Raw genomic sequence first — 21342 nt, 5'->3', positions numbered from 1 at the left:
CCCGCGCGCGCTCTTCAACTCTAGACCCAGTTTGCTGCGCGACAGCGCGGCGTCGAAGACGGGGCGGCCCCTCCTACAGGGCCTTAGGTATTAATCAGTTAATTTCTGTTTGATAAAAGCTCGCTTGCCTCGCGATCTTTTGTTCGTTAAAAAATCGCAGCCTTCGGCCATTCCTACAGGTTGGGCGGGGATTTGATCGGCCAAATAAAAAGCCCCGCCTGACAGCGTCAGGCGGGGCTTTGTTACAACGAAGGAGGCGTCAGGCGACCTTCATTCTCTTGTGGGTGTCGATCAGGTGTTGCACCACGCCCGGATCCGCCAGGGTCGAGATATCGCCCAGGCCGTCATATTCACCCGTGGCAATTTTGCGCAGGATACGGCGCATGATTTTGCCCGAGCGGGTTTTCGGCAAGCCCGGCGCCCACTGGATGACATCGGGCGAGGCAATCGGGCCGATCTCCTTGCGCACCCAGTTTTTCAGCTCCTGACGCAGCGCCTCGCTCGGCTCTTCGCCACCATTAAGGGTGACGTAGACATAGATGCCCTGCCCTTTAATGTCATGGGGCACGCCGACAACAGCCGCCTCAGCCACTTTGGAGTGGGCAACCATCGCGCTCTCGATTTCTGCTGTGCCCATACGGTGGCCAGACACGTTGAGCACGTCGTCCACACGACCGGTGATCCAGTAGTAGCCGTCTTCATCGCGGCGCGCACCGTCGCCAGTGAAGTACATGCCGCGGAAAGTTTTGAAGTAGGTGTCGACGAAGCGATCATGATCGCCGTACAGGGTACGTGCCTGGCCCGGCCACGAATCCAGAATCACCAGATTGCCTTCGGCCGCACCTTCGATCAGGTTGCCCAGGTTGTCCACCAGCCCCGGCACCACACCAAAGAACGGACGCGCAGCAGACCCCGGCTTGAGCGCATGGGCGCCCGGCAGCGGGCTCATCATGCACGCGCCGGTTTCGGTCTGCCACCAGGTATCCACAATCGGGCAGCGTTCTTTGCCGACTGTGGTGTAGTACCAGTTCCAGGCCTCAGGGTTGATCGGCTCACCCACCGAACCCAGCAAGCGCAAGCTTGAGCCGTCGGCATCTTTAACCGCCGCCTGCCCTTCGGCCATCATGGCGCGAATGGCGGTGGGCGCGGTGTAGAGGATGTTGACCTTGTGCTTGTCGACGATTTTCGACACGCGGGTGATGTCCGGGTAGTTCGGCACCCCTTCAAACAACACGGTGGTCGCGCCGTTGGCCAGCGGGCCGTAGACGATGTAGGTGTGGCCGGTGACCCAGCCCACGTCCGCCGTGCACCAGTAAACTTCGCCCGGACGGTAATCGAACACACGCTCATGGGTCAGCGCGGCATACAGCAGGTAGCCACCGGTGGTGTGCTGCACGCCCTTCGGCTTGCCCGTGGAGCCCGAGGTATAAAGGATGAACAGGGCTTCTTCGGCGCCCATTTCTTTGGGTGCGCAGTGGGTCGAAGCCACGGCCATCAAATCGTGATACCAGATATCACGGTGCTTGTACCAAGCGATGTCGCCGCCGGTACGTTTGAACACGATGATTTTCTGCACGCTGGAGGTGTCAGGGTTGGTCAGCGCCACGTCGACATTGGCTTTCAATGCCGTGCGCTTGCCGCCACGTACGCCTTCGTCAGCAGTGATCACCACTTTAGATTTGCAGTCGATAATCCGCCCGGCCAGCGCTTCTGGCGAGAAGCCACCGAACACCACCGAGTGAATCGCACCAATGCGGGTACAGGCCAGCATGGCGACAACCGCCTCGGGCACCATCGGCATATAGATAGTCACAACGTCGCCACGGTGAACGTCCTGGCCGCGCAAGGCGTTGGCCAGCTTGCACACTTCTTCGTGCAGTTCACGGTAGGTAATGTTGCGCTGTTCGGAAGGATCGTCGCCTTCCCAGATAATCGCGACCTGATCACCGCGCTCGGCGAGGTGGCGGTCCAGACAGTTGTAGGAAACGTTGAGAGTGCCATCGGCAAACCATTTGATATCGACATGGTGGTCGTCAAAGGAGGTTTGCTTCACGGTGGTGAACGGCTTGATCCAGTCCAGACGCTTGGCCTGATCACGCCAGAAGCCATCCGGGTTGATGACCGATTGCTGGTACATCGCCTTGTAGGTCGCCTCGTCAGTCAGCGTATTGGCTGCAACTTCAGGGCGTACGGGATACAGGGAAGCGGCACTCATGTTTCATACCTCTATATTTGTAGTTGTTGTTTTATGACCCTGTTTTAGCCGGGCCTTGGCGTGAGATCCATTCGACGTTGGTAGTAAGAAACACCCAGAAAAACCATGGTTTTTCCGCGCAAGGCTCAAGACCGATGCTTACAGCGCTTTACCCCGCGTCGACGGATTTGAAATACCTGTAAACACCGTCTGTTTTCGACGATTGTTGCAGAATCTGTCAACAGTCTTTATCAAAAGCCCCTCTATATGCCCGCCCGGCAGCGGCCTAAAATTCACCTCGCCAACCAAGGCACCGCGATTAACGCAAGTTACAGCCCCCACGAAGGCATGTTTAATCGCTCTTACTTAAACCAAGTTTCACACGCAGCCTCACAAGGGCCGCGTGACCCCACTCGACCCTAGACAGGTAAATACGAAATGAAAGCGTTGTTAGTTCTGGCCCTCAGCAGTGTGTGTGTTAGCGCGTTTGCTGATGAAGCAAGTACTCAGGTCTCGCACCAGCAACCGGTTGTAGAACACTATTCCTACTCTTCCGAACTTGATATTGCCAAAGTGATTTCCATGAGCGAAATCCCTAATGTTTGCGAAGTAGTACCGGCCCGCATGGTTTACGAAGACTCGCAAGGCATCAAGCACACTCTCGAATACCGTGTCATGGGTAACGGTTGCTCCAACGGTTAAAAAACATATTATCCCCCAGCGATATGCGGCAGGGCGCGCATTGAATACAGTGCAGCCCGCCGCGGCTTTTTGTTCAGCGAGAAATGCTAAGGCCCCAACCTGATCACGCTATAGTTTTCCCGCCCCCCGCCTAATCGACTGATGATCAGTGCCAACGAGTCGGCATTCGAAAGAATGACTTCTGCGCGCATTAACTCATCATTGATGAATATGTCCCGCGCATTATCCAGCGTCAGTGCGCCCGTCAATTTCATAATATGTTCAGACACTCGCAAGCCGACATCCTGCCTGGGCATAAGTTGTGAATCTTGCATCTTGAACAACTCATGACGGGGAGTCAGTGCAGACAAGGCCTGGGCCTGCATGATCCTGTTTCTGCTTGCCGAGCTGAACGTTACTGGCACAACATCCTTCAACAGTTCAACAAACGGAAGAGCCGAGTTCATGTAAGCAATATCTTCTGAACCCGCGACTTGATGACTTAATTCGTGAATCATCGTAACTGCTCTGAAGTGGCCATTGAAATCAAAGGGCGGCACAGTGGTTTTAAGCTCGTCCATCGTCCCGGCCAGACGGGTATCCAATGGGGTATTAAAAAAAGCGTCTGATAAATAAATATATTTACGTTTATCCAGCATATTCACAAAAGCAATGCGCTCAGCGCCATAAATATGGCCACGCCCTACTACGTACCGTTTTGAACTTATCGGGCTCATGGAGGGTTTGATCAAGCGGTTAAAAATAAGACCGATGACTGAATCTATTTTTCGGGTTTGGACCAAGCTCAAGCGAGAAACGCCGAGAAAATCTCTCAACCACGCAGCATGCGCCAGCGAAGTCACGTCATTCTCAAAAATATGCCTGAGCACATCGCGCCCCTCATTCAGATAAGCAATCGCCCGTTGATGGGCCTCCTGGAGGGCCGTTGCCTTGCCTGGATAAAGCGCTCTAATCTGGGCCATGCCAACAGCTTCTTTAATGAAGCCATACCCACCACGCGGTGGTGCATGCCTGCTGAGTATCGGACCGCCGCCAGCCAGCGGCTCCCTGACGTCGACATCCCAACGGCCAGATGCGCTGTCGCGACGCAAGGCAGGTCCGTCCTGATCAGCACCGATGTAAATCCGCCAGCGCCTTTCCAAAAGCTGTGTTTGAAATACTCTGCCGAGAACGACCGCGTAATATTTTTCAGTCAATACACTCTGATAGATATCGGTTAGCGGGTCATGCTTTAACTCTGATAATGAAACGGCATGCTCTATGTAGGGCTCAAGTGCTGATTCATACTGTGCCGTCCACCGTGATTGCCCACCCGCCCCCTCGGATACGGCAGGTGCTCCATAAACTGAGTCTAAGGACTTGACTTCAGTAGTGCCCGCATTGCGCTCTGATGCTCTGGGCTGTCTTGACGTCAAAAGCATCGACAGGCTGGTCACAAATTCGGTCACGGCCTCCCCCCAGTGGGCCTGGGACGCAGCACTGGCTGCCGCTTTCAAGGTGTCTCGGGTTTGCCATATTGTCAAAGGGATAGCCAACCGCGCGGGCATAAACTGGATCGCAGTTGCCATAACCAATGACAGCAGCTCCTTGAAAGAAGCCCAATCTTTCTCAGCTGTGGTAACCGATTGAGATTTCGCCATGCCCAGTAACTGCTGGCAATTATCCTTATACATTTTTGAGAGTAAATTCCCCGTGTAGTCAGCCTGCGAAATCGTCACGGGTGCTGGCGTCACGAACAGATCAACACTGAAAAAATCTTGGCTAATATAATTAATATGCGGCTCTTTAAAACCGCCATTCGCGTATATTTTGCGTTGCCACGGTTTCAGGCGACCTAATAGTTGAGTTTGCAGAACTTCCCGATTGATGATATCCGCTATAAAGCTCGCCTCATCAGGGTACTCTTTAATTGAATATTCACGACTGTACATGACGACCACAATCAGTGGGCCAACCGCCTTGGCATCAGGCCCGACCAGGTATACCCCACTGACCTCATCAGGCACTGCATCGGGACTGGACCGGATAGCAAGTGGGCGCATAACGATACGATGACCTTCAAACAATTCCCGCGCCATTGCATCAGGCATATTGAGAACATGCTCCAGGTAGCAGTAAGCCTTTTCACTGAGCACCCCTTTTAACTTATCCCGAAATGCTATTTCCAGCATCTGTGGCGGTAACTGAGCACAAAATAACTTAAAGCGACCGCTAGACTCCTCCGCATCCACTATTAACTTATTCTCAAGCAAGGTGCGATATTCTTCACCTACGTTTAATTTTCGGACTAACGATTTTACATAATGTTCATTAAAGTCATTTGGCAGTGAAACGTTCCCCGACACCGAAAAAGTCAGATGGCCTGTCAATTGCCCGAACCCGCGCAAGGCATACGCGCTTAATGTTTGACTTGTACTGGACACTGCACTACCCAGCGATGCAATTTCTCCTGACCAGCCAGGCGAACTCGTTTGAGTGATAATGACATTAACGGCCTCCGGGTCCAACGACTGCATTGGAAAGTCCAGAGCCAGTTGCTTTTTAAGCGCTTTGAACGTGTACTCGTCAATGCCCACAATGCCATGCAAATAATCGCGATCATCAACCACCGCATTACGATAACGTTGCAAAATACGCGAATAGTCATATTTTTCTTTCATTGTGGCGTGGGCCAGCACCTCAGGCAGGGCGGATTCAAACAGCACAGTATCGGCTTGCAGCAGTAACGATGCCACGTTAAAACCGGCCTCAACGGCGACAATATAGTTGTCGACACGGTCTTGAAGTTCTTGACTTGAAACCTTCGCAACAACGCCCTGATGATAAGCACGTCGCGCGTCATCAAGATGGTGTTGCAGACGGCTACTCTCCAGTTCAAGCAAGTAGTCCCCCTCAACAACAGAAAAATAAAACAAATCATCGGTCGTGCTCAACAACGCTTTGCTTTCAAGAATAGCGGCGCGCTGAAGACTATTAATAGTGCCTGTCAACTCTACATAATCAACAGGATCAAGAATACGTTGTCGTAATACAGCGCGACATTCATCAACTGAATTAAATGCTTCGTACTGTCGTGCAGGGGACCAAAAAATAGCATGTCCCGCGCAGGCTGGCTGGAGCCCGCCCCTCTCGGTAATCAAAAAACAGTTTTCTAAAAACGCCGTAAAATTGGTGCTCTTCTCATACACCGATATCCGGTAAACCTCAGGCACAAAATAGTAATAGGACGGTCGGTTCGATCGAACTCTATACGTCTGCAGCGCTGTCAAACAACCAACGTCCTGCTGACCAAGTCGTTTGTCATGACCAAAAAAATAGTATCCACCCGCCCATAGCAACTGAGATTTCAGTAGCACCAGATCATGCAGCAACGTGTTACCCGAGGGTAACTGATCTTTAAAAACGAACCGCTCAAGGTACAGTTCAAATTGGCTGGCAAAATCATCGGCCAATTTAAGCAAGACGCCATGAAGAACAAGGTTCTCATCCGCAGCAAAATACGCGACCTGCTCTGACGCCTCTGCTGTCCGCTCAAATCGGACTCGTGTGGGTTCGCCAGGTAAAGGCTGTTTTCCCGTTACATGCTCTAAAAATGCATCGACCAACGGCATGGCACGCACGTCTGCTGAGGATGCGTTAGATTCTGGACCCATAATGCTTACCAAGACATTGTCAGGGTCAAGTGAGTCTCGCCCACTTAACTGCCATAGTTCAGCCAACTTTTTTTTGCAGAAGGCGCTCACGGTTGGGAACATTGATAGCTGTGTTGTCACCGCCTGCTCCAACGTCTCAATACGCAACCGAATGAGATCAATCGGAACGTTAAGCTGATCAAGCAATTCAGCGGTTGTTTCGGCCATCGTTTCACCCAGTGAAAATCGGGTGCTCCAACGATAATTGTCAAACGGGATGGATCGATCAGGATTCAGCAATGTCATTATATTGAGGGCATCGTCCAGTACAGCCAACGCGGTACTTGCATAATCCGCAGATGTCAAAGACTCCGCATAAATACGATCAACTTCTAACCACTCAATTAAGTACCCCATATCGGACAGCACTTTTTTATAAATCTGAGATTCCAGTGCTGCGTACACGTCCCCCTGCAACACGGTATACCCTATGTTGATGGGGTTTGAAGCGCTCCACCGAACACTGTCCGCTCGCGCCACATACCGACTCAGATGATCATTGGGCAACGGCGGGCCGCTCTCGAATTCCTTGGGAAGCAACACGTTGAAGCGAGGGGATGTAACACGCTGAAAATGCGACCAATTGTTAAATACTTCCAGCCCCCGGTCCCCCATCACAACGAATCGGCCATCGACACCGTCAATAAAAAGACCGTACCAGGCTACCAACTCAACGGGGGCATCCGCTGCTTGCTTAAGGTGTATCAACGCAAGCTCAACGTGTGACACGTCAACGCCTTGCATACGTTCTTGCAACTGTTTTACGTCCAGTGCAGAGAGTGCTCCATCATGCTGCGCCTGCATAAGACTGCTATATAGACGCTCACTCAAAGTGTCATGCACACATACCTTTAAACTGGGAAAAAATCCTCGTGACTCATTCCAGTATTGGCCTATCGCCTTACTAAACGTGCTCACCAGATCATGGGTAGAGTCGTGGAGAAAACTGACAAATTCCAACTCTATCTCAGCACTGCTTTTGCCACGCTCAATGCCGCAGGCTAAGCGCGGGGCATAGCTGAAGCCCTCCTGCTTGGGCAGCGCTTTTTTCAAATAATATTCGAACGCCCAATCCACCAAAGAGCTATTGATTGTCATTTCACGCGTGATAACACTTCCTGCACACTCTGCCGGAGTGGCCAGCCTTCTTTCTTCCTGCTTGGACTTGAGCCTGTCAAATAGAACAGATCGAATTGAGGGTATGTGCGACACCACTTGATGGACGACAAACTGATCATTTCCCAATGAGCGTTCAAAGAGTTGGCTGAGGCTCTTGAAAATGGGTAACGCCAGCGGCAACAACTGCACATCTATCACATCTTCGCCCAATAAAGCATGCCGACTGGCCAAGGGAAGACAGTGTAAAAGAGGGGATATATCATTCACGATAAACTGTTCATTTATAGCCCTGACTAAATCAGCCCTGCTCAAGAACTTGTGAAGCCCCGTCATTAAGCTATAAAAATAATAAGTGTCCGAAGGTAGTACCCCGCTGGCAAGTACAACTGCCCCTCGTAAAAATTCCGGCTGGTCATCTGCTCGCGCTAACGTCAATTGACTCGCATACAGCGGCGCAATCGCAGGCACTGTATTAACCGCATAAGCCCTCCAGGCTTGTTGAAGCCAAATTTTTTCAGCGCCGGTGATCACCCCCTCAGCAAGCGCTGAATTCGTACACTGTTCAAAACTCGATCTTAAAGAATTTTCCGAATAATACTTAAACGCTTCTATTTGACTCATTTTGGCGACCTTCTCATGGATGGGCAGTTACGCGTCATCCACGTCACGCACCCTGATGAAAAAGACCTTACGTGTCTTGCCGCTTGCACAGGCACTACATAGAGCTATACGAACATCGGTCTCGCCCTGCCGTGCTTGTGGCCTCTCATAAAAATACCGGCCGACCGGTCCTGAGCCGGGAAAGCCGTGCCCGGCCGCCACTGTGTTGAAGTCCAGGCCAAATTTAGGTCATTTCGTCGCATCGGCCGAAAAAAAACTGGCTGAAATACCCTGTACAAACCCCGTATACTTGCGCCCTCCAAAGGGTGCTAACACCCTGAGCGGGCTGACCACCAAGCTGCTCCGGCTTTAAAGGCCAGGGCGAGATGCTATCGTTACTGCATCCCCCGAGCGACAGCGGGTCGGCCCCGAACACATTCATGTTTATGCGTGCGTAAACCGCTACTGCAGCAACATTTCTTAGATCCAAGTGGCCTATGGGCCGTGTGCAAACCAAACCATCAGTGTTACCACACGGGCACAAGGCCCTCACGCAGGAGACGACACGTCATGCTGAGCTGGGACGAATTCGACAAAGAAGACGAAGGCGAAGTCGCTGTTAAAGGCGCCAACGCAGGCCACGCAACCGAAGCCAACATGGACCGCCTGGACGCTGCTGGCGGCGTTGCGGCCCAGGAAGCCCGTGCTGTCACCGCTACCGACTCGGCAGCAATCAAGCGCGCCAAAGCTGCCCTGGACAAGCTCGACATCGCTGAAGGCCTGGCAGAACTCGAAGGCGCCAGCGCTCGCGTTGCCGTTGACGAAAAAATGATGATCAACTGCCGTGCCGACCTTAACCAACTCGTGCCGTTCAAGTACGACTGGGCCTGGCAGAAGTATCTGGACGGTTGCGCAAACCACTGGATGCCGCAAGAAGTCAACATGACCGCCGACATCGCCCTCTGGAAAAACCCGGAAGGCCTGACCGACGACGAGCGTCGCATCGTGATGCGCAACCTGGGCTTCTTCTCTACTGCTGACTCCCTGGTTGCCAACAACCTGGTGCTGGCCGTGTACCGCCTGATCACCAACCCGGAATGCCGCCAGTACATCCTGCGCCAGGCGTTCGAAGAGGCGATCCACACCCACGCCTACCAGTACTGCATCGAATCGCTGGCCATGGATGAAGGCGAGATCTTCAACATGTACCACGAGATCCCGTCGGTCGCTAAAAAGGCAACCTGGGGCCTGAAGTACACCCGTTCGATCTCCGATCCGAAGTTCGAAACCGGCACCGTTGAAACCGACAAAGAGCTGCTGCGCAACCTGATCGCCTACTACTGCGTTCTGGAAGGCATCTTCTTCTACTGCGGCTTCACCCAGATCCTGTCGATGGGTCGCCGCAACAAGATGACCGGCGTTGCCGAGCAGTTCCAGTACATCTTGCGTGACGAATCCATGCACCTGAACTTCGGCATCGATGTGATCAACCAGATCAAAATCGAAAACCCGCACCTGTGGGACGCTGAAATGAAGGAAGAAGCGACTCAGATGATCTTGCAGGGCACTCAGCTCGAGATCGAATACGCGCGTGACACCATGCCACGCGGCGTACTGGGCATGAACGCGGCCATGATGGAGGACTACCTCAAGTTCATCGCTAACCGCCGCCTGTCGCAGATCGGCCTGAAAGAAGAATACCCGGGCACCACCAACCCATTCCCATGGATGAGCGAAATCATGGACTTGAAGAAAGAGAAGAACTTCTTCGAGACGCGGGTTATCGAGTACCAGACTGGCGGCGCGTTGAGCTGGGATTGATCCAGGCTTGAACTGACTGCTGATAAAAGGGGCTGCCGCGAGGTGGCCCTTTTTGTTTTCAAGATGTCGCCCCCTGTAGTCGTTGACGAGCCTTGCGAGGCTACGTCCGACTGCGCAGCAGTCGTAAAACCTCAAGGCCAGATCAAAAGATCGCGAGGCAAGCTCGCTCCTACAAAAACATCGCCCGCCCTGTCGTTGTTGAAGAGCCTTGCGAGGCAACACCGGCTGCGCAGAATGGTTTATATCGAAGTTTTCGACCGTTGCTTACCGCGCAAACGGGCTTGAATCACGGGTTCTCTGCGACCGCACTGATTCAAAAAATGAGTTTGATCGACCTCGAAAACAACTGTATAAAAACACAGTATATTTTCAAGCACTGACTCAGCCCTGGAGATCTCCCCATGCCCAACTCAGCCATGCGCAACACGTTTGAACGCATCATCATCAACCAATTCACCCCGCTGCACTGTGCGCAAGCCCGGGAACTGCTCGGCTGGAGCCTTGAGCAACTGAGCGACAAGTCAAAGGTCTCGGTGCCGGCCATTCAACGGTTTGAAGCCTCCGAACGGGTGCGCGATGTCACTCTCCTGGCCCTGGCTTACTCCCTTGAAGCCGAAGGCCTGGTGTTTTTCCCGGGCTTTGCGCCAAGTTGGGCCAGTAACTTTCGCGGCACCACGCCCGACCCAATGGGCCGGGAGGACTTTGCCCTGATCGAGTAAACCGCCCGCACCTCAGAGGCTGGCCTGTTTGGCCGGCACTTCGTCGGTGGCTTGCACGCCAAGCCACCAGGCGCGGCCTTTGTGGGGTTGCATCAGGTTAAAGGCTTCACCCATGGCAGGCGTCGAGATAAGCACATTACGTTCTGCTGCCAACGCCACAATGCGCTCAAACGGTTCGTACCAGGCATGAAAGGCCAAATCAAAGGTGCCGTTGTGAATCGGCAACAACCAACGGCCTTTCAAGTCGATATGGGCTTGCAGGCTGTGTTCAGGCTGCATGTGCACATCGGGCCAGTCAACGTTGTAGGCCCCCGTTTCCATGAGCGTCAGGTCAAAGGGGCCAAACTGCTCACCGATCAGTTTAAAACCGTCGAAGTAACCTGAGTCGCCACTGAAGAAAATCCGCACGTCATCAATAATCATGACCCACGACACCCACAGGGTCTCGTTGTGGTCAAACAACCCTCGCCCCGAAAAATGCTGGCACGGCGTGGCGATAAACCGAATGCCGTCACGTTGTGTTTCTTGCCACCAATCCAGTTGCTGTACTTTGTTTGCAGGCACGCCCCACTTGATCAGCAGGTCGCCCACCCCTAGCGGGGCCAAAAAGTGCTCGGTCTTGGCCGCCAGTTGCAGCACTGTTTTCTGGTCAAGGTGATCGTAGTGGTTATGCGACAGGATTACGCCTTGCAACGGTGGCAGTTCATCCAGGGTGATCGGCGGTGCATGAAAACGCTTGGGCCCCGCCCACTGAAACGGCGAAGCACGCTCGGCATACACAGGGTCGGTCAGCCAGAATTTGCCCTTGAGCTTGAGCAACAAGGTGGAGTGCCCCAGCCGGAACACACTGAAGTCAGGCGCTTTATCCAACGCTTCGCGGCTCAACGGGGTGACCGGGATCGCTGCGGCGGGCCGAGTGTTTGAAGGTTTTTGGAACAGCATCTTCCAAAAAATGCCCAAGGTTTTGCCCAGGCTTGCGGCGGGCCTGACACCCTGATTTCGAAACTTACCTTGATGCTGCTCGGCAGGCTTAAGCTCAGCCTTTGTCGAAGACTCGATTGGCATGCTTCAAAGACTCCAGAAGACAAAGTGCAATTATTACGCTGGTTTTTTGGGCGGTAGAAGGTCAATCGTCATTTTCTAACATCCAAGTGTTAGTTTTAAGGTTATTCCCCTTAAAGCTCAGGCAGAATGCCAGCATCGATGATCGACATTACCTGCACGTTAAACCGACACGTCTGTGTTTAACGAGCGGGTGTGGCATTCCGTGCCTCAACACCTTGCGCAGATACCTATGAACACTCAAAGAGGTAAAGGTTTGTCATTTTCACGGCGCATTTATGTGCCGCGAACCTTTGGCCTGGGAATTGGTTGCCTGTGCGTGATGCCTGCTCTGTACCCATTGAACATGCCCACCTGGGTCTGGGTATTGTTCTTCGCCTCGGGTTTTGCCTGGCCACAACTGGCCTACTTGCGCTCTTCCCGCTCGCCATACCCGTATCGTGCTGAACGCCGCAACATATTGATGGATTCTGTGTTGGGCGGCTTTTGGGCTGCCACCCTGCAGTTCAATCCTCTGCCGGCCATCATTATTGTGTCGATGATGACCATGAACAACGTGGCGGTCGGCGGTGCAAAAATGCTGCTCCGCGGGCTCGTGGCGCAATGCGTGGGCATTGTCATCTCATGGCTGATGTTCGGGATTGCCTTCAACCCTGAGACCACATCGATACAACTCTATGCGTGCCTGCCCATTCTGATCCTCTACCCGTTTACCGTGGGCATGATCAGTTATCGAATGGCTACCACCCTGGCCGCGCACAAGCGCGCCTTCAGCGCCCTCAGCCGTACCGACAGCCTGACCGGCCTGCTCAATCACGGCTCCTGGAAAGACCTGCTGCAACTCAGCTTCCATACCTGCAAGCACACTCACGCAGACGCCACGCTGGCGCTGATTGATATCGACCACTTCAAGCGTATCAATGACACCTACGGGCACATTGTCGGCGACAGCGTGCTGCGCCAGTTCAGCATTGCACTCAAGGAAAACCTGCGCGCAGAAGATCTGGCCGGACGTTATGGCGGCGATGAGTTTTGCGTGATTTTGCCCAACCGCTCGCTGGCGCAGACGCAAGAAATCATGGAGCGTCTGCGCCACCGCTGCTGCGACTTTCGCTACCCCGATGCACCCGAGCTGCGCTTTAGCCTGAGCATCGGGCTGGCCTCATGCCAGGCGGCCTTCACCGACGCCTCGATGTGGCTCAACGAGGCCGACAAGGCGCTGTACATCGCCAAGAACACGGGCCGCAATAAAATCAGCATTGGCTCTGGCGACCTGCTGGCAAACACCGTGCTGGGCGAGCCTTAGCTGAGGCAGCGACGCACCGCTGAAATTTCCGGTACATCTTCGCGCCGCATGTACACCCGCAAGGGTTCTGTGATGTTCAGGCGATCGTCGATATTTTGATCCAGCAACAACTGAATCAACTCGCGCTTGAGGGTCATGGTGTCGGCCCCGACGGCTTGCCAGACAAACTCGCTGGTGGGGGTGATGGCGTCGTCGGCAACATCCATCCCGAATGAGTCCTCGCTAAAACGTACGATGTACTGCTGCGTCTTGCGATTGAATCCGACAAAACCGTGGAGATCGTCGGCGGCCTGGCAGATGAGTTGCGAAGTGATGCGCATGGTAAACCTCTCTCTGGAAACGATGGTTTACACACAAGGTGAATGCTCATCCCTCTGACGGGGACGCTAATGACTCAAAGGGTACGTCACACCTTTGGTTTCAGGCAAAGGGCAAAATTAAGGATGAGTTAAGTTGCCATGGTTACTCTGATCCCACCTAAACAGATCACCCCAGAGGGATTAACCATGAAAGCACTTAACGTCATCTTCGCCGCTACCGCCCTGACCCTGACTGCCGGCCTGGCTCAAGCCGATGTGCGCCCTGACCATATTCCGGGCTTGCTCAAGTCGGGCGAAATTGCCGCTTTTGAGAAACTCAACCAAGCGGCGCTGGACAAGCACCCCGGCGCGACCATCCTCGACACCGAGCTGGACCATTCCTACGGCAAGCTGGTGTATGAAGTTGAATTGCGCGACACCAAAGGCGTGAAGTGGGATGTCGACATGGACGCCAAAACAGCCGAAGTCCTGCAAGACAAACAAGACACCTGATTCCCGCTGTCCATCGCCTGTAGGAGCGAGCTTGTCTCGCGATCTTTTGACCTTCTAAAAGATCGCGAGGCAAGCTCGCTCCTACAGGGGTCAGGCGAGCAAATGCATACAATATTTATACAAATTTGTACCGTTATTCCCAGAGTGGCTAAAATCATCTTTTTATAACATTTAAGCCGAGATTCTCTTCTATGAGGCCAAGTGCCGCTGCGGATATCGCCACGATTAACCGGATCAGCGCAGTCCCGGCAATCCTTCAGGTCGTTACTGAAATGACCGGCATGCGCTTTGCTGCCGTTGCCCGGGTGACGCCTAACAGCTGGACAGCCTGCGCCGTGCTCGACAACTTGGGGTTTGGCTTGAAACCCGGTGGCGAACTGGATCTGGTCACGACGCTGTGCTTTGAAAGCATGAACTCGCAGCAGCCCATTCTCATCGACAAAGCCAGCGAAGACCCGCTGTACCACGACCACCCAACACCCAGAACCTACCGGTTCGAGAGCTACTTCACGATACCGGTGTACCGCACTGACGGCCGCTTCTTTGGCTCGCTGTGCGCCTTGGACCCTGAACCCGCGCGCCTCAAAAACACCTCAATTCAGGCCACGCTGGAGTCTTTTTCGCGCCTGCTCTCGCTGCAGATTGAAGCCGAAGAAAACCTGGAACAGGCGCAATCCGAGCTGGCTCTGGCCCGTGAGCACGCAGAGCTGCGCGAGCAGTTTATTGCAGTGCTCGGCCATGACCTGCGCAACCCTTTGTTTGCCATGACGACTGCGGCTGATCGCTTGCTCTGCAAGTACCCGAACCATCAAACCCATGATCTCGTGCAACACATCAAGACCTGTGGCCTGCGCGCCTCGCAGTTGGTCGAAGATGTCCTGGATTTCGCCCGTGGAAGGCTCGGCAGCGGGATCCCGGTGCTACTGAGCCCGTGCCCGGACCTCACGCAAGTGCTCGAACACGTGATCTCGGAAGTCCGCCATATTTACCCTGAGCGGCAGATCGACTCGGCAATCGGCTCGCTAGAAAGCATTGAATGTGACAGCAGCCGCCTGGCTCAGTTGCTTTCCAATCTGCTTGCAAACGCCATCGCCCATGGTTCTGCCACAGGGCCGGTGCACATTACCGGGACGACGCAAAACGCACTGTTTGCGCTAAGCGTGACCAACCAGGGCCAGCCGATTCCAGCTGAAGCGCTGCAGCATTTATTTCAACCGTACTCGCGCCCTGCCAGCAACACCCCGCAAGCCGGTCTTGGCCTGGGTTTGTACATTGCCAGCCAGATTGCCCTGTCTCACAATGGCCGCTTGAGTGTGATGTCGGACGAACTGCACGGCACCACGTTTACCTTTACCATGCCGCTTTCCCTGCCCCCTGAGGCCTAGCATGACCCGCCTCTGCCCCTACGAAGACCTAAACGCTGAGCAGCGCGAGCAACTGCTCGGCATTGAGGTGCTGCCAGAACAGTTACCGTTCAGTGGTGACATCGCGTGCGCCTTGTACTCATTGCCCGCGCAATGCCATCCGGGGATCAGAGGCTTTGCTCTGTTAATCGATGAACGCCCCGTGGCCTTTATGCTGCTCAAGCGGCATCCGCTGTTGGCGCACTGGGCTGACGCCGGCAGCGCCACGCTGCACGCCTTGCAGGTACACAGGCAAGTGCAAGGCCAAGGGCTGGGCAAAATCTGTTTGCGCTTGCTCACGCAGGACATCCAGTACTACTGGCCCGACGTCAGTCAGTTGATGTTGTCGGTGAGCCCCGATAACACGTCAGCCCTGGCTTTTTACTTAGGTCAGGGCTGGTCTGAGCGCGGCGAAGCCTACCGGGGTGAGCGGCGATTAGTGTTGCCTCTCACGCCCTTGCAGGCTAAACCCGCCGCTTGACCGGCCCCGTTGAAACGAGCCGTTAGCAAAACGCGGAGTGGGAAATAGGAAAAACGCCTAAATAAACCTTCTTTTTCAGAAAATTCTCTCGCCAGACATCTAGACAAAAGGCCATTACGCCGTTTATTGTCTCGCCGCAGACCACCGCAGTGGTCAACGTCGCTCGGACGGTTCCGGGCGCTTACGTATCAGAGGCATACATGGCAGACCAAGGTTCGCCGCGCCGCTTTGCGCGCATAGATCGACTCCCCCCTTACGTGTTCAACATCACTGCTGAGCTGAAGATGGCCGCCCGACGTCGTGGCGAAGACATCATCGACTTCAGCATGGGCAACCCCGACGGCCCTACGCCGCCCCATATCGTTGAAAAACTCTGCACTGTCGCACAACGTGAGGACACTCACGGCTACTCGACTTCGCGTGGCATCCCACGACTGCGCAGGGCTATTTCTCGCTGGTACGCCGATCGCTACAACGTGGAGATCGACCCGGAAAGCGAAGCCATCGTCACCATTGGTTCCAAAGAAGGCCTGGCGCACTTGATGCTCGCCACCCTCGACCAGGGCGACACCGTACTAGTGCCGAACCCCAGCTACCCGATTCACATCTACGGCGCCGTGATTGCTGGCGCACAGGTGCGCTCGGTGCCTTTGATTCCGGGCGTGGACTTTTTTGCAGAGCTGGAAAAAGCTATCCGCGGCTCGATCCCGAAACCCAAAATGATGATTCTGGGCTTTCCGTCGAACCCGACGGCGCAGTGCGTCGAACTGGACTTCTTTGAGCGCGTGGTGGCCCTGGCCAAGCAGTATGACGTGCTGGTGGTTCACGACCTGGCCTACGCCGACATCGTCTATGACGGCTGGAAAGCGCCTTCGATCATGCAGGTGCCTGGCGCCAAAGACGTCGCCGTCGAGTTCTTCACCCTGTCCAAAAGCTACAACATGGCGGGCTGGCGCATCGGCTTTATGGTCGGCAACCCGGAACTGGTCAACGCCTTGGCGCGGATCAAGAGCTACCACGACTACGGCACCTTCACCCCGCTGCAAGTGGCGGCCATTGCCGCACTTGAAGGCGACCAGCAGTGCGTCAAAGACATTGCCGAGCAATACCGCCAGCGTCGTAACGTGTTGGTCAAAGGGCTGCACGAGTTGGGCTGGATGGTCGAAAACCCGAAAGCCTCGATGTACGTCTGGGCCAAAATTCCCAAGGCTTACGCCGAAATGGGCTCGCTGGAGTTTGCCAAGAAACTGCTGGCCGATGCCAAGGTGTGTGTCTCACCGGGTGTAGGCTTTGGTGAGTATGGTGACGACCATGTGCGCTTTGCCCTGATTGAAAACCAGGACCGTATTCGCCAAGCCTTGCGCGGTATCCGCGCGATGTTCCGCGCGGACGGTTTGAGCGCCAGCTAAACATATACCTGTAGTCGCTGCCGCAGGCTGCGATAAGGGCCGAAGGACCTTCTGCTTTTGAGGGTTGCTACGCAACCCATCGCAGCCTTCGGCAGCGACTACAAAGTTTCACAACGCTTAAACCACCAACGACAGCAGCATGATGAAGATCAGGCCGACAACCGAAAGGATGGTTTCCATCGCGGTCCAGGTCTTGAAGGTCTCAACCACGGTCATGTTGAAGTACTGCTTGACCAGCCAGAAACCCGCATCGTTGACGTGCGACAGGATCAACGAGCCTGCGCCCGTTGCCAGCACCAGCAGTTCGCGGTTCACGCCCGGAATCATATCCACCACCGGCAACACAATCCCCGCCCCGGTAATGGTCGCCACGGTTGCCGAACCGGTTGCGATACGAATCACCGCCGCCACCAGCCACGCCAGCAAAATAGGCGAGATGTTGGCGTGCACCGCCATGTGACCGATCACGTCACCCACGCCGCTGGCCACCAGCATTTGCTTGAAGCCACCGCCCGCGCCAATGATGAACACGATCGCAGCCGTCGGCGCCAGGCTCGCGTCGAGCAGTTTGAGCACGCGCTTGGAGTCGATCCCCTGTCGCGCACCAAAGGTGTAGAGCGACAACAGCAACGCCAGCAACAGCGCGCTGATCGGGTGGCCGATCATGTCCATCCAGCCGCGGAAGAAGTTGCCCGTGGGCAATGCCACGTCGGCAAATGTCTTCAGCAACATCAGGAACACCGGCAACAGCACCGTGGCCAGGGTGATGCCAAAACTCGGCAGGCTGCTGGACTCCGGCTCGCTGGCCAGTTGGTCGACGAGTTCCTGAGACGGGTTGCCCGGGATGTATTTGGAGATGAACGTGCCGTAAATAGGACCGGCAATGATCGCTGTTGGCAGCGCCACGATCAGACCGTACAGGATGGTTTTACCGATATCCGCCCCGAACACGCCAATCGCCAGCAACGGGCCAGGGTGCGGCGGAACCAGACCGTGCACCGCCGACAAACCGGCCAGCAACGGAATACCGATCTTGATCAGCGACACGCCGGTACGACGCGCCACGATAAAGACCAGCGGAATCAGCAAGACAAAACCGATCTCGAAAAACAGCGGAATGCCGACCAGGAACGCGGCAAACATCATCGCCCACTTCACCCGCTCCTTGCCGAAGGCACGGATCAAGGTGCGGGCAATCTGATCGGCGCCGCCCGAGTCAGCCATCATTTTGCCGAGCATCGTGCCCAGCGCCAAAATGATCCCGACAAAGCCCAGTACGCCACCAAAACCTTCCTGGAACGACTTGAGGATCTGGTCGGTCGGCATACCGGTGGTCAGGCCCAAAAAGGCCGACGCGATAATCAGGGCAATAAAGGGATGTATTTTGAACCGAGTGATCAGCACGATCAGCCCGATGATCGTCACCACTGCATCAAGCAGCAGAAAGGTGTGTTGGGACATGCCTAGCATGGGGCGTCTCCTGCCATGTTTTTGTTATCAACGACGAATGAACAGCCTGGGGTCACACAGACAGCGCTGTCTTTTTGAAACAAAATCATGACGTTGCCAGTAAAGAATGTTCACGCCACCACTCATGAGAAGCGAGCGCCAACTGGTCAATGTTCAGGGCCGCCGCATTCAGCGTCAGCACCAAGGGTTCCTTGCTCGGCGATTCGAGAGCCGCAAACTGGCTGTCGATGAGCGTCTTGGGCATGAAGTGCCCCGGCCGATGCGCCACACGGTCAGCGGCCACTTGCGGCGTCAGTTCCAGAAACACGAAACCCAGGCCATCAACGGCGGCACGCAAACGCTCGCGGTAACGCAGTTTAAGCGCCGAACAGGTCAGCACCGGGCGCTGGCCACGGGCAATCGCCGTGCGCAGTTCATCGCACAAGCTGTCCAGCCAGCCAGAGCGGTCTTCATCGGTCAGGGGAATGCCGGCGCTCATTTTTTCAATGTTGGCCGCCGGGTGAAAGGCATCGCCTTCAATCGGCGTTGCACCATTAAGATGGCACAACGCCTGGCTCACACTGGATTTGCCGCAGCCGGCAACACCCATGATGACCAGGGCAGTGATAGGTTGGTTCATGAAACACCTCAGTCCGTAGACAGCGCTGTCTGAGTCAAAGCGTTCACTAGCTGAAAGCAAAGCACAAAGACCAGGCTACCGACGTCTATTTCTCATTTTTATGGGGAGACGCCGTGACGCTCTCGACATACAAAGATCTTGAATAATCCCACAGACAATTAGGCAATTGCCGACAGACAAGGACAGCGCTACCTTAGTGACTTGTTTTTTGTTTGGCAAGCCGCCCTGATGACCTCCTCTAAAAACGATAAAAACCCCCGTACCACGGGCCGCCCGACCCTTAATGAAGTCGCTCGACTGGCGGGTGTCAGCCCGATTACCGCCTCCCGCGCCTTGCGCGGCATCAGCAGCGTGGCCACAGAGCTGGCCGAAAAAGTACGCCAGGCTGCCGACGAACTGAACTACGTGGTCAACCCTGCCGCTCGGGCACTGGCCTCGGCGCAAAGCCACTCGGTAGTGGTGCTGGTGCCCTCGTTATCCAACTTGCTGTTTATCGACACCCTCGAAGCCATCCACGAGGTGTTGCGCCCCAAAGGTTTTGAAGTGCTGATCGGTAACTACCACTACTCCCGCGAGGAAGAAGAAAACCTGCTGCGTAACTACATGGCGTACCAGCCGCGCGGCCTGTTGCTGACCGGTTTTGACCGCACTGAAAGCTCGCGGCGCATGCTTGAAGCGAGCAATACACCTTGTGTGTACATGATGGAACTGGATGCCGGTGCCGGTCTCAATTGCGTTGGGTTCTCGCAGCTAAAAGCCGGTGAAACGGCGGCCCGGCACTTGATCTCACGCGGGCGTCGACACCTTGCCTACATCGGTGCACAACTCGACCAGCGCACGCTCTTGCGCGGCGAAGGTTATCGTCGCGCCTTGCAGGAGGCCGGGCTGTACAACCCGGACCTGGAAGTGCTGACACCACGTCCTTCTTCCGTGGGCCTGGGCGGCGAGCTGTTCTTACAGCTGCTGGCGACTCACCCTCACGTGGACGCGATCTTTTTTGGTAACGACGACCTTGCCCACGGCGCCTTGCTCGAAGCCGCCCGCATCGGGATTAAAATCCCGGAGCAAATTTCCATTCTGGGCTTCAACGACCTGCCTTCTTCCGAGTTTATGGTCCCGCGCCTGAGCAGCATTCGTACGCCACGAGAAGCCATTGGCCGTCGCGCCGCCGAGCAGATGCTCACATTGATGGCGGGCAACAAGGTGCAACAGCCGGTGCAAGACATGGGCTTTGAGTTGATGCTGCGCGAAAGCACCTGAGTTCGCCGCCGAGCGGCAAGAATTGTCCGCTCGCCCTGCCCCCTCCACCCTCGCCCAGCCTGCGGCCCTTTAAAAATGGGTGTTTGCGACTGGGCACGGTTATTGCCCTGCTAATAGTCATCACCTTTTAGAGGGGCACATTCATGTTGATCAACACGCAGCATACGTCTGCAATTCAAAAGACCCAGCGCACCGACCTCGACCCGGCGAACGCTGCCGCCAGCGCGTTGTACAGCGCGGCCCAGCAGAATGCTCAGCCACTGACCAACCTCCAGGCAACCCCGGCATCCGTGGCCGGCAATGCGCAAGCGGATAACGTCAACGCGGCTTTCGCCAAAACACGGGTCATGTTGCAGGCCAGCGCTTCAAGCACCGGCACGGCGGCCAAGACCTCGGCCACCGACGAGTTCAAGGACTACATGAGCAAGTCACCGGCGCAACGGATTCGCGAGCAATTGCTCAAGGAAATGGGCCTGACGGAAGACGACTTTAAAGCCATGCCGCCAGAAAAGCAGCAAGCGATTACAGACCAGATCACCGCGCTCATGCAGCAAAAAGAAGCGATCAAACAGGCTGCCGCCCAGCAGCAGGTTGCTGAGAAGCGCTCAACCGACTTGGTGTGACCGCACATCTCGAATCATAAGCCCGGTAACAGAAGGGCATCGTGGGAGCG

The 21342-nt window shown here is 55.1% G+C and carries 16 protein-coding genes; 10 read left to right on the top strand and 6 right to left on the bottom strand.

The annotated features are described in order from the left end of the window. Nucleotides 1-259 precede the first annotated feature (259 nt). The gene (gene acs / locus GHO25_RS05985; RefSeq protein WP_153390131.1) at nucleotides 260-2215 is read right to left on the bottom strand and encodes an acetate--CoA ligase; all 1956 of its coding nucleotides are present in this window, start codon (nucleotides 2213-2215) and stop codon (nucleotides 260-262) included. A gap of 417 nt (nucleotides 2216-2632) precedes the next feature. On the opposite strand from acs, the gene GHO25_RS05980 reads away from it, so the two are divergent. After that, nucleotides 2633-2896 carry a DUF2790 domain-containing protein gene (locus tag GHO25_RS05980; protein WP_048367889.1) on the top strand — a complete coding sequence of 88 codons (264 nt, stop codon included), beginning with the start codon at nucleotides 2633-2635 and terminating at the stop codon, nucleotides 2894-2896. 86 nt (nucleotides 2897-2982) lie between these two features. Here the strand turns inward: GHO25_RS05980 and GHO25_RS05975 are convergent, their stop codons facing one another. Continuing rightward, a complete protein-coding gene (locus tag GHO25_RS05975; RefSeq protein ID WP_153390130.1) occupies nucleotides 2983-8328 on the bottom strand; it encodes a dermonecrotic toxin domain-containing protein in 5346 nt (1781 codons plus the stop codon). Between the two features lie 549 nt (nucleotides 8329-8877). Here GHO25_RS05975 and GHO25_RS05970 point away from each other — a divergent pair. Together GHO25_RS05970 and GHO25_RS05965 are read left to right on the top strand one after the other, a co-directional pair. Next, entirely contained in the window at nucleotides 8878-10128 is a 1251-nt protein-coding gene (locus GHO25_RS05970; protein WP_048367891.1) for a ribonucleotide-diphosphate reductase subunit beta, read from the top strand. Nucleotides 10129-10529: 401 nt separating this feature from the next. Next, on the top strand, nucleotides 10530-10847 hold the full coding sequence (locus GHO25_RS05965) for a helix-turn-helix transcriptional regulator (RefSeq protein ID WP_048367892.1): 318 nt from the start codon (nucleotides 10530-10532) through the stop codon (nucleotides 10845-10847). 12 nt (nucleotides 10848-10859) lie between these two features. Here GHO25_RS05965 and GHO25_RS05960 read toward each other — a convergent pair whose 3' ends face one another. Next, nucleotides 10860-11912 carry an MBL fold metallo-hydrolase gene (locus tag GHO25_RS05960; protein ID WP_153390129.1) on the bottom strand — a complete coding sequence of 351 codons (1053 nt, stop codon included), beginning with the start codon at nucleotides 11910-11912 and terminating at the stop codon, nucleotides 10860-10862. Between the two features lie 229 nt (nucleotides 11913-12141). Between GHO25_RS05960 and GHO25_RS05955 the strand changes: the two genes are divergently transcribed. Continuing rightward, the gene (locus GHO25_RS05955) at nucleotides 12142-13215 is read left to right on the top strand and encodes a diguanylate cyclase (protein WP_048367894.1); all 1074 of its coding nucleotides are present in this window, start codon (nucleotides 12142-12144) and stop codon (nucleotides 13213-13215) included. On the opposite strand, the gene GHO25_RS05950 is transcribed toward GHO25_RS05955, so the two are convergent. Then, complete coding sequence (locus GHO25_RS05950) at nucleotides 13212-13535, bottom strand: DUF2025 family protein (RefSeq protein ID WP_048367896.1); 324 nt, start codon at nucleotides 13533-13535, stop codon at nucleotides 13212-13214. The two genes, GHO25_RS05955 and GHO25_RS05950, sit on opposite strands and share 4 nt — an antisense overlap. A 186-nt stretch (nucleotides 13536-13721) precedes the next feature. Here GHO25_RS05950 and GHO25_RS05945 point away from each other — a divergent pair, with 186 nt between their 5' ends. The 4 genes from GHO25_RS05945 (at nucleotide 13722) to alaC (ending at nucleotide 17320) form a co-directional block, all read left to right on the top strand. Continuing rightward, nucleotides 13722-14027, top strand: coding sequence for a PepSY domain-containing protein (locus GHO25_RS05945; protein WP_048385414.1), 306 nt, complete (start codon nucleotides 13722-13724; stop codon nucleotides 14025-14027). Between the two features lie 191 nt (nucleotides 14028-14218). Beyond that, nucleotides 14219-15412 (top strand): GAF domain-containing sensor histidine kinase, encoded by a 1194-nt coding sequence (locus GHO25_RS05940; protein ID WP_153390128.1) that lies wholly within the window; start codon nucleotides 14219-14221, stop codon nucleotides 15410-15412. Between the two features lies 1 nt (nucleotide 15413). Then, nucleotides 15414-15911, top strand: coding sequence for an N-acetyltransferase (locus GHO25_RS05935; protein WP_153390127.1), 498 nt, complete (start codon nucleotides 15414-15416; stop codon nucleotides 15909-15911). Nucleotides 15912-16111: 200 nt separating this feature from the next. After that, nucleotides 16112-17320, top strand: a complete 1209-nt coding sequence (alaC, locus tag GHO25_RS05930) for an alanine transaminase (RefSeq protein ID WP_123749785.1) — start codon at nucleotides 16112-16114, stop codon at nucleotides 17318-17320. 117 nt (nucleotides 17321-17437) lie between these two features. Here the strand turns inward: alaC and GHO25_RS05925 are convergent, their stop codons facing one another. Further along, the gene (locus GHO25_RS05925) at nucleotides 17438-18790 is read right to left on the bottom strand and encodes a GntP family permease (RefSeq protein ID WP_153390126.1); all 1353 of its coding nucleotides are present in this window, start codon (nucleotides 18788-18790) and stop codon (nucleotides 17438-17440) included. 85 nt (nucleotides 18791-18875) lie between these two features. Continuing rightward, nucleotides 18876-19409 (bottom strand): gluconokinase, encoded by a 534-nt coding sequence (locus tag GHO25_RS05920; RefSeq protein WP_048367908.1) that lies wholly within the window; start codon nucleotides 19407-19409, stop codon nucleotides 18876-18878. 228 nt (nucleotides 19410-19637) lie between these two features. Between GHO25_RS05920 and GHO25_RS05915 the strand changes: the two genes are divergently transcribed. Both GHO25_RS05915 and GHO25_RS05910 read left to right on the top strand, forming a co-directional pair. After that, entirely contained in the window at nucleotides 19638-20669 is a 1032-nt protein-coding gene (locus GHO25_RS05915; RefSeq protein ID WP_153390125.1) for a LacI family DNA-binding transcriptional regulator, read from the top strand. 143 nt (nucleotides 20670-20812) lie between these two features. Further along, nucleotides 20813-21292 carry a hypothetical protein gene (locus tag GHO25_RS05910; protein WP_153390124.1) on the top strand — a complete coding sequence of 160 codons (480 nt, stop codon included), beginning with the start codon at nucleotides 20813-20815 and terminating at the stop codon, nucleotides 21290-21292. The last annotated feature ends 50 nt before the right edge of the window (nucleotides 21293-21342 follow it).

The organism is Pseudomonas sp. FSL R10-1350, from assembly GCF_009600525.1.
GTDB lineage: Bacteria > Pseudomonadota > Gammaproteobacteria > Pseudomonadales > Pseudomonadaceae > Aquipseudomonas > Aquipseudomonas helleri.
This window is presented reverse-complemented; position numbering and strand designations above follow the sequence as displayed.